Annotated in this window: 11 protein-coding genes; 9 read left to right on the top strand and 2 right to left on the bottom strand. The window is 63.6% G+C overall.

What is annotated here, in order from left to right; all coding sequences use genetic code 11:
- The 3 genes from QZ409_RS19025 to QZ409_RS19015 all read left to right on the top strand — a co-directional run.
- Window positions 1–253 (top strand): hypothetical protein (locus QZ409_RS19025; protein ID WP_296714464.1); only part of this gene is annotated, 253 nt, incomplete at its 5' end.
- 117 nt (window positions 254–370) lie between these two features.
- A complete protein-coding gene (locus QZ409_RS19020; protein WP_296714461.1) occupies window positions 371–601 on the top strand; it encodes a hypothetical protein in 231 nt (76 codons plus the stop codon).
- A gap of 130 nt (window positions 602–731) precedes the next feature.
- Entirely contained in the window at window positions 732–1,553 is an 822-nt protein-coding gene (locus QZ409_RS19015) for a phosphatase PAP2 family protein (RefSeq protein WP_296714456.1), read from the top strand.
- Here the strand turns inward: QZ409_RS19015 and metC are convergent.
- Complete coding sequence (gene metC / locus QZ409_RS19010; protein ID WP_296714454.1) at window positions 1,544–2,734, bottom strand: cystathionine beta-lyase; 1,191 nt, start codon at window positions 2,732–2,734, stop codon at window positions 1,544–1,546. The two genes, QZ409_RS19015 and metC, sit on opposite strands and share 10 nt — an antisense overlap.
- Before the next feature lie 156 nt (window positions 2,735–2,890).
- Between metC and QZ409_RS19005 the strand changes: the two genes are divergently transcribed.
- The 6 genes from QZ409_RS19005 (at window position 2,891) to QZ409_RS18980 (ending at window position 8,127) form a co-directional block, all read left to right on the top strand.
- Window positions 2,891–3,928 carry an amino acid ABC transporter substrate-binding protein gene (locus QZ409_RS19005; RefSeq protein ID WP_296714450.1) on the top strand — a complete coding sequence of 346 codons (1,038 nt, stop codon included), beginning with the start codon at window positions 2,891–2,893 and terminating at the stop codon, window positions 3,926–3,928.
- Between the two features lie 8 nt (window positions 3,929–3,936).
- The gene (locus tag QZ409_RS19000; RefSeq protein ID WP_296714447.1) at window positions 3,937–4,920 is read left to right on the top strand and encodes an ABC transporter permease subunit; all 984 of its coding nucleotides are present in this window, start codon (window positions 3,937–3,939) and stop codon (window positions 4,918–4,920) included.
- Entirely contained in the window at window positions 4,917–6,050 is a 1,134-nt protein-coding gene (locus tag QZ409_RS18995) for an amino acid ABC transporter permease (RefSeq protein WP_296714442.1), read from the top strand. The genes QZ409_RS19000 and QZ409_RS18995 overlap by 4 nt, the downstream gene beginning before the upstream one ends.
- A 120-nt stretch (window positions 6,051–6,170) precedes the next feature.
- Window positions 6,171–6,869 carry an aquaporin gene (locus tag QZ409_RS18990; RefSeq protein ID WP_296714439.1) on the top strand — a complete coding sequence of 233 codons (699 nt, stop codon included), beginning with the start codon at window positions 6,171–6,173 and terminating at the stop codon, window positions 6,867–6,869.
- A 148-nt stretch (window positions 6,870–7,017) separates the two neighbouring features.
- On the top strand, window positions 7,018–7,440 hold the full coding sequence (gene ndk, locus QZ409_RS18985; RefSeq protein WP_296714437.1) for a nucleoside-diphosphate kinase: 423 nt from the start codon (window positions 7,018–7,020) through the stop codon (window positions 7,438–7,440).
- A 333-nt stretch (window positions 7,441–7,773) separates the two neighbouring features.
- Window positions 7,774–8,127 carry a septal ring lytic transglycosylase RlpA family protein gene (locus QZ409_RS18980; RefSeq protein ID WP_296714468.1) on the top strand — a complete coding sequence of 118 codons (354 nt, stop codon included), beginning with the start codon at window positions 7,774–7,776 and terminating at the stop codon, window positions 8,125–8,127.
- 91 nt (window positions 8,128–8,218) lie between these two features.
- Here QZ409_RS18980 and QZ409_RS18975 read toward each other — a convergent pair whose 3' ends face one another.
- Entirely contained in the window at window positions 8,219–8,923 is a 705-nt protein-coding gene (locus QZ409_RS18975; RefSeq protein WP_296714435.1) for a glutathione S-transferase family protein, read from the bottom strand.
- Between the last annotated feature and the right edge of the window lie 18 nt (window positions 8,924–8,941).

The raw sequence follows: 8,941 nt of genomic DNA, 5'->3' as shown, positions 1-8,941 counted from the left end.
GAGTCCGATAAATCCCAGAAACGCCGCGAAAAACAGAACCGGCGCCCAAGTTTCCCTAAATGCGCGAATGAATTTCAAGGCCGCCTCCGTTCAGCTGTACCGCCATTCGAACCGTCATGCGGCGATCCGGGTCATCAGATCGTTCGCTTCCCAAAACTGTGGCTTCACGGCTGAACCGGCGATGAACGCGATCAACAAGCATAAACTTGGCTGTGGGAGCGGGTTTCACCATGCGGGGGCGGATCGCGCCTGAGATTGACTCAGCGCAATGCAATTTTGTGGCGAGCGACTATTTTGTCCATCCGTGCGCAGGGAGGACTCGAAAGAGTTTTGCGCGCGACCCCAGACATAACAAGAAGCGATAAACGCGATGCTCGAATTCAGCTGGCGGCTGATCAGCCGGACGGGTGAAACACGCCGTCAAGACAAATTGGAATTAACTGCCTTTTCGGCCGTTTGGCACAAGCTGGCCGAAATCGCCGATCATTTTGGGAAGCCCGGCGAAGTCTTGCAGATCATCGACGGGGACGGAGAAGTGATCATTCGCATGGGCGTTGCGACCGCCCTAAGCCTGATCGCGCGATCGTCCTGTGCGGCCTAGCTTTTAAGAGTCGGCCACCCTCGATGCAAGAGGTCGCGGGTCGCTCCGCATGACGCCAACCCTTTACCCGACGCCCCGCCGTGCTAAAAGGCGCCGGGCGCACGGGGCGTCATTTTTGCGGGGAGCCGCCTTGAATTGGAATTTTGCCCGCCTCGCCGCAGCCTTGCGGGACGAGGGAATCCGCGCCGCGCGCGACCTCGCCGCGCATTGGCGGCGCCGCCCGCTTGCGCCCGTCGCAATGCTTTGGCCGCTCTGGGTTGCGCTGGCGACGCTCGCTCTGTCCATGCTGCTTTTCGTCGGCGCTTATTTCGACGTTTGCGCCGCCCGCGCGGCGACGAAGCTAGATCTGGACCTCGTGGTCTTTTTCGATGGCGTCACGCAGGCCGGCAAGTCGGGCTGGCTGTTCGCTTTGTCTATCACAATGATTCTATTTGCGCTTTTCCGTCGTGCCCAGGCGGCCGGCGCGCGTCTGCGCGCGGCATGGGGGCTTGTCGCGTCGCGCGCCTTCTATATTTTCACCGTGCTGGCCTTTTCCGGCCTCGCCTCGCAGGTGGTTAAACATATCGTCGGCCGGGCGCGGCCGAAGCTGATCGACTTCGACGGGTCGTTCCATTTCGACATGTTCTCGCTCGAGTCCGTGCTGGCGAGCTTTCCCTCGGGGCACACTACGACCGTGTTCGCGGTTTTCGGCGCGCTGAGCCTATTGTCGCCGCGCCTTGGCCTCGCGTCCTTGCTGCTGGCGATTCCCGTCGCGGCCTCGCGGATCATCGTCGGCGCGCATTATCCCAGCGACGTCGCCGGCGGCCTGTTTCTTGGCCTCGCCTCGGCGCTCATCGTGGCGCGGATTTTCGCGCGACGCAGAATCGCCTTTACGCTCAAGCCCGACGCCCTGCTGCCCGAACCGCGCGGCAAGGGCTTGATCGCGAAAGCTCTGCTGGACCGTCAGGCCTGAGCGCGCAGCCGCGCAAAACCCTTGTCGAGATCCTCCTTGAGGTCCTCGATGTCTTCGAGTCCGACTGAAAAGCGCAGGGCGGGGCCTTCCGGGTTCCAGACCGTCGCGGTGCGATAGGTCCGGCAATCGAAGGGAATGACCAGGCTCTCATAGCCGCCCCAGCTATAGCCGAGGCCGAATAATTCCAGCCCGTCGAGCAAGGCTGCCATGGCAGCCTTTGAGGCTGGCTTCAGGATCACAGAGAACAGGCCGGACGAGCCGGAAAAGTCCCGTTTCCAGATTTTGTGGCCGGGGTCATGCTCCAGCGCCGGATGCAGCACGCGCGACACCTCGGGGCGCTCGCTGAGCCAGCGGGCGAGCGCAAGGCCCTGCCGCTCCGCCTCGCGCAGGCGCAGGTCCATGCTGCGCAATCCGCGCAGGCCCAGAAACACATCCTCCGGCCCGGCGCACATGGCGAAATAATTGAAGGTCTGGCGCAGGGGCTTGAGCCATTGCTCATTGGCCGAGACGAGGCCGAGCAGCAGATCGGAATGGCCGGAGAGATATTTGGTGCCGGCCTCGACCGCGAGATCGACCCCGCGCTCATGCGGCGGGAAGAACAAGGGCGTCGCCCAGGTATTATCCATCACCACGCAGGCGCCGCGCGCATGGGCGACCTCGGCTATGGCCGGAATGTCCTGCATTTCGAAGCTTTGCGAGCCGGGCGCCTCGACCAGAACCGCCGTGGTGTTGGGCCGCATCAAGGCCTCGATCCCGGCGCCAATCAGGGGATCGTAATAGGTCGTCTCCACGCCCATGCGGCGCAAGAAACCGTCGCAGAAGGTGCGCGTCGGCAGATAGGCGGAATCGGTGACGAGCAGGTGGTCGCCCGCCTTCAGCGCCGCGAGCAGAGCCACGGTCACGGCGGCGAGGCCGGAGGGCGTCAGCACCGTTCCGGCCGCGCCGGAGATTTCCGACCACGCCTTTTCCAGCGCTTCCGTCGTCGGCGTGCCATGGGTGGCGTAGGTGAAGCGCTTGGTGTGCCGCGCTTCGAGATCGGCCATCGTCGGCTGCAACACGGTCGAGCCGCGATAGATCGGGGTGTTAACGAAGCCGAATTGTTCGGACGGATCGCGCCCCGCATGTACGAGTTTGGTGCGCGCGCGCATGTCCTTGCGCGATTGCGGGGTCGATTTGGTCATTCCGGCGGCCTTTCCTTTCATGTTTTTTGGCGGGCGCCGCAGGCCGCCGTCAAGGGCGAAAGCGTGGCGGGCTGAAATTGCGGCGCTTGCCGCTTGACCCGGCCCGCCAAACAAAAAGATACTTCGCGTCGGCTTTTCGACGCGAAGGGCGCCCGGGTGAAAAGAAACTGTTTCGGCGGCTTGCCTCGGCCGCTCGCGCTTGGCTTCGCCTTTGGCCTCGTCCTCTTCGGCGCCGCCGCGCGCGGCGACACGCTTGATGACGTGCGCCGGCGCGGCTTTCTTGCCTGCGGCGTCAATACAGGCCTCGCGGGCTTCGGTCTGCCGGACGACCGCGGGACCTGGCGCGGCTTCGATATCGATTATTGCCGCGCGGTCGCAGCGACGATCTTCGACGACCCCGACAAGGTCAAATTCATCCCGCTTTCCGGCAAGGACCGCTTCACCGCCCTGCAATCGGGCGAGGTGGACATGCTCTCGCGCAACACCACCTGGACGCAGTCGCGCGAGGCGGGGCAGGGGCTGCTGTTCGCCGGGATCAATTATTTCGATGGCCAGGGCTTTCTGGTCCGCAAGAGCCTCGGCCTCGATTCGGCGCTGAAGCTCAATGGCGCCTCGATCTGCGCCCAGCAGGGCACGACCACGGAGCTCAATCTCGCCGATTATTTCCGCGCCCATGGCCTGAAGGCCGAGACGGTGGTGTTTTCAACCTCCGACGAGGCGATCAAGGCCTATGATTCGGGCCGCTGCGACGCCTACACCACCGACGGCTCCGCGCTCTATCCGCAGCGCCTGAAGCTGACCCAGCCCGACGATCATATCGTGCTGGCCGACACGATTTCGAAAGAGCCGTTCGGCCCCGTGGTGCGGCAGGGCGACGACCGCTGGTTCAATCTGGTGAAATGGACGCATTTCGCTCTGCTCGACGCCGAGGAGCTTGGCGCGAATTCGCAAAATCTCGCCGCGATGCGCCAGTCCGACAATCCCGAAATCCGCCGCCTGCTTGGCGTTGAGGGCGATTATGGCGCGGGCCTCGGCCTGACGCCGGACTGGGCGGCGCGGATCGTGAAAGCCGTGGGCAATTATGGCGAAATCTTCGAGCGCAATCTTGGTGCGGGCTCACCCCTGAAGATTCCGCGCGGCCGCAACGCGCTTTGGCGGGAGGGCGGGCTGCAATACGCCCCGCCCGTGCGGTGAGGGCGGCCATGAAGGCGAGCGCGCTGCGCCGATGGGCGATCCAGGCCGCATTGCTGCTGGCGGTCGGCGGGCTATTTGCCCTCGCCATCGCCAATGCGCGCGCCAATCTGCTCGCGCGCGGCATTCCGACCTCCTTCGCCTTCCTCAATCAGGTCGCGGGCTTCAGTCTCAACCAGAGCGTCATTCCCTTTACGCCGCTGTCGTCCTATGGCCGCGCGCTGCTGGTCGGCTTGCTCAACACCTTGATGGTCTCGGCGCTCGCGGGGGCGCTGGCGACCTTCATCGGCTTCGCGGCGGGCTTCGCGCGGCTGTCGCGCAATTGGGCGTTGGCGCGGCTGGCGGGCCTTTACGTCGAGACCATCCGCAACCTGCCGCTGCTGCTACAAATCCTGTTCTGGTATGTCGCCATTCTCTCGCCGCTGCCGGCGCCGGAGCACGCGCATCAATTCGCGGGCTTTTTCCTCAGCAATCGCGGGTTGACGATGCCGGCGCTGTCCTTCGCGCAGGGCTGGCCCGCGATCGACTGGCCCTTTTTCGACCCGTCCGTGAACCGCTTCAATGTCGAGGGCGGGTTGCGCCTGCCGCCGGAAGCCTGCGCCCTGATCCTCGCGCTGGCGCTCTATACCGGCTCCTATATTGCAGAAATCGTGCGGGCGGGCGTGCAGGCGGTGCCGCGCGGGCAGAGCGAGGCGGCGGCGGCTCTTGGCCTGAGCGCGGCGCAGGCGCGGCGGCTGGTGATCCGACCGCAGGCGATGCGCGTGATCACGCCGCCGCTGATCAGCCAATATCTGGCGCTCACGAAAAACTCATCGCTGGCGGCCTTTGTCGGCTTCGCCGACCTGATGCAGGTTTCCGGCACCATCCTCAACCAGACTGGCGCCGCCTTGCAGGTCATCGCCATCGACATGGCGCTTTATCTGAGCCTGTCGCTGGCCACGCTCGCGCTGATGCGCCTCTATGAGCGACGCCTGCGCTGGGGAGGGCGCGGATGACCGACAGCTTCATCCGCTCCCAGCCCGCGCCCAAAAGGCCGCCGCCAAACATGGCGCCGCCCTTCCTCAAGCTCGCGCGCGAAAATCTGTTCGGCGACGCCACATCGAGCCTCATCACAGTCGGGATTGTCGCTCTGATTGTCCTTGCCGCGCCGCCCTTGTGGCGTTTCCTGATCGCCGACGCCGTCTGGAGCGCGCCCGATGGCGCGCTTTGCCGCGCGCCGGGGGCGGGGGCCTGCTGGGCCTATATCGCCGCCAAGACGCCCTTCTTCATTTACGGCTCCTATCCGCCCGACCAGCGCTGGCGGGTCGATCTCGCCTTCGTTCTGGCGGCGGGGCTGATCGTCTGGCTGCTGTGGCCGCGCGCGCCGCGCAAGGGCGTTGCGGCCTTCGGCTTCTTCGTCGTGCTGCCCTTCGTCGGCTTCGCCTTGCTCAGCGGCGCGCCGTCGCTCGGCCTGCCGCGCGTCGGGACCAATCTCTGGGGCGGCGCGATGGTGTCGCTGCTGGTGGCGCTGGCGGGCATTGTCGTCGCGCTGCCGGGCGGCGTCCTGCTCGCGCTTGGCCGGCGCTCGGACCTGCCCGCGCTGCGCTGGGTCTGCGCGGGCCTGATCGAATTCGTGCGCGGCGTGCCGCTGATCGCCGTGCTGTTCATGGCCAACGCCATGCTGCCGATCTTCCTGCCGCCGGACTGGTCGCCAGACCGCCTGTTGCGGCCGATGTTCGGCATCGCCTTGTTCGCTTCGGCCTATATGGCGGAGGTGGCGCGGGCGGGGCTGAATTCCATTCCGAGCGGGCAAGCGGAGGCCGCGCAGGCGCTGGGGCTCGGCCGGGTGGCGACATTGCGCTTCGTGGTCCTGCCGCAGGCGCTGGCGGCCGTGATTCCCGCCATCGTCAATAATTTCGTGGCTTTGTTCAAGGACACGACCCTGGTGGCGATCGTCGGCATTTTCGACTTTCTGCACACGGTGGACGCCGCGCGTCTCGATCCGAAATGGGCGGGGCCGACCATAGCGGCCACCGGCTATGTCTTCGCGGGCCTGTTCTATCTCGTCTTCTGCCTCGCCATGTCGTCCTATGCGCGGGGCGTCGAGCGCCGTCTGGCGGCGGGCCGCCGTCAAGATTCCATTTAAGCAGGGGAAAACAGGCCGGAGCCAAGGGCTGCACGGTGGCGACCATGTGAAAAGTCACTAGGCTCGGACTTCACGATGGTTAAGATTACGCGGCCGTTCAGGCTTTTGGGGAGCTGACACATGAATAAATATATTGCGGAAGCAATCGGGACCGGGGCGTTGGTCTTTCTGGGCTGCGGCTCGGTGACGTTCGCCGGCATGGGCGCGGTGCTCGGCTCTGGAACGCCCTTCGCCCCGCTTGGCGTTGTCGCGATCGCGATGGCGTTCGGCTTCACTGTGACGGCCATGGCATATGGCATTGGCCCTGTCTCGGGCTGCCACGTCAATCCGGCGGTTTCCGTCGGCGCCTGGGCGGCGGGCCGTCTCTCGACTGCCGACCTCATCGGCTATGTTATTTCGCAATGCATCGGCGCCGTCATTGGCGCGGGCGTGCTTTATCTGATCCTGTCGGGTCATCAAGGCGGCTGGGATCTCGCCAAGGACGGCCTCGGCCAGAATGGCTGGTCGGAATATTCGACCACATCGGCCTTCATCGCAGAATTTGTCGGAACCTTCCTGTTCCTGGTCGTGATCCTCGGCTCTACCTCGGAAAAGGGCGCGACCACGGTCGCGGGCGTCGCCATCGGCGTGGCCTTGCTGGTCGTTCATATCAACCTCATCCGCGTCACCGGCACTTCGGTCAATCCCGCGCGTTCGCTTGGCCCGGCGCTGTTTGTCGGCGGCAAGGCGCTGTCCCAGCTCTGGCTGTTCTTTGTGGCGCCCGTGCTCGGCGCCCTTGCGGCGGGCGCCCTGTTCCGCACGAAAATCCTTGAGCCGTAAGGAATTGGAACCGTAAGAGCATTGCGGCGCGCGGCCTGGCTCTCGCGCTTGCTCTCTCTCGCGTTTGCTCGCTCTCTCTCGTGCTTGCTCTCTGGGGGGCGCTGCGTCTATAAGCGCGGCGCCCCCCTTTTTTATGGAATCCCGCTCAATGGCGATCGAACGCACATTCTCCATCATCAAGCCCGACGCGACCCGCCGCAATCTCACCGGCGCCATCAACGCCAAGATCGAGGCGGCCGGTCTGCGCATCGTCGCGCAGAAGCGGGTGCATATGACCCGCGCCCAGGCCGAGACCTTCTATGCCGTCCACAAGGAGCGCCCCTTCTTCGGCGAACTGGTCGAGCAGATGTCGGCCGAGCCGGTCGTGGTCCAGGTTCTTGAAGGCGACGACGCCATCAAGCGCTACCGCGAAGTGATGGGCGCGACCAATCCGGAAAAGGCCGACGCCGGCACGATCCGCAAGGATTTCGCGCTGAACATGGGCGAGAATTCCGTGCATGGCTCCGACGCCCCGGAGACCGCCGCGCAGGAAATCGCGCAATGGTTTGCGGGCAACGAAATCGTCGGCTGAGTTTGACGGAAAGATTTCAATTCTGTGACGCCGGGCCGCAAGCCCGGCGTTTTTGTTTGTGCGCAGGGCTTTTGCTGCAACGCAGCAAAATAAACAAACGAGTCTTTACTTAAGGAACCCCTATGTAAGTCAGCAATTAGTTACAACAATAACGTGTATTGTAACAGTTTAGATTGGAACAAATGATAATTATTACTTATGTATAGTTATCGTATAGAACAGCAAAGAAATCATATGAAGAACGTATAGCATTTAATACGTCTAATATTGCATGATTAATACGGTCATTTTTCTGCCTGATTTGTGAATGCATGTTCCTTCATCGTCAACAATATGGAGGTGGATGCATTGAAGAAGTTAGCTGTTGCGTGCGCGTTTCTCGGTGTTTCGTTCCTTTCTTCGCCTATTCAGGCTCAAACCTGGTCCGGCGCGGCGTCCTACTATTCGGGCAAGGGCCGCACCGCCAGCGGCGGCCATGTCGGCGCCTTGACGGCGGCGCATCGGTCGCTGCCCTTCGGCACCAAGGTGCGTGTCACAAATCTCAATAATGGCCGCTCGGCCACGGTCACGATCAATGATCGCGGCCCCTTCATTCGCGGCCGCATCATCGACGTTTCGTCGGGCGCGGCGAATGTGCTGGGCATGCGCCAGTCTGGCGTCGCGCGCGTTCGCGTCTCTACGCTCTGATCTCGAAAAAAATCAAAAAAACTACGAGACTCCACCAGAACTGCAAAGGGCCGCCCCAGGGGCGGCCCTTTTTTGTCGCGCTCGTTTTCGTTCAGGCGTTGGGCTGGAAATAAGCGGCCTCGATCCGCGCGGCATAGGCGGCCAGATTAGGCAGGTTTCCGATTTCGTCGCGCGCCACGCCGACGAAATGCGGGCAGAGCGCGGCAAGCGTGAAGGCGCCGAGCGTGGCGTCGGCGCCGTGCGGTCGGTCGCCGAAGAGAAAGGGCTTGTCGCCGAGCAGGATGGCGGCTGCCTGCAGGTCGCGCCGCGCCAGGTCCAGCCGCTCCTCCGGCGAATGGCGGTAAAGGCCCTGGGCGCGCAAGGCCTGGCGGATCTTGCCACGGATCATGACGCGAACCAGGGGCCGCATCGGCGCGGGGAGGGTGTCGAAGAAGCGCGCCGGACCCTTGGCGAAATTGGCGTCGTCCATCCAGCGTTCGGCCATGACCAGCCAGTAGAAATGGTCTTCGAACAATTTCTCCAGCGCCCAGCCAATCGCCTTTTGCTCGGGCGTCAGGCCTGAATCATAGTCGAACCCGTATTTTTGTTCGATATGGCGGCGGATGAAGGTCGTATCCGCGATGATGACGCCGTCGTCTTCGATGAAAGGCAGCTTGCCCTTCGGCGCCTTGAAGGGCGCGGTGGGCCGGGCCGTGAAGTCGAGACCGGCCATTTTCAGCAGCAGCATCCCCTTCATCACGAAGGGACTGCCGTCGGGCAGGCCAAAGAACGGTCCGAATGTATAGAGCGTGATCATTTCGCCTCGCTTGCTCCG

Origin of the sequence: Rhodoblastus sp. (assembly GCF_019449565.1) — a bacterium.
Lineage (GTDB): Bacteria > Pseudomonadota > Alphaproteobacteria > Rhizobiales > Beijerinckiaceae > Rhodoblastus.
Note: the sequence above shows the minus strand (reverse complement) of the source record. Positions and strands in the feature narration are given on the sequence as shown.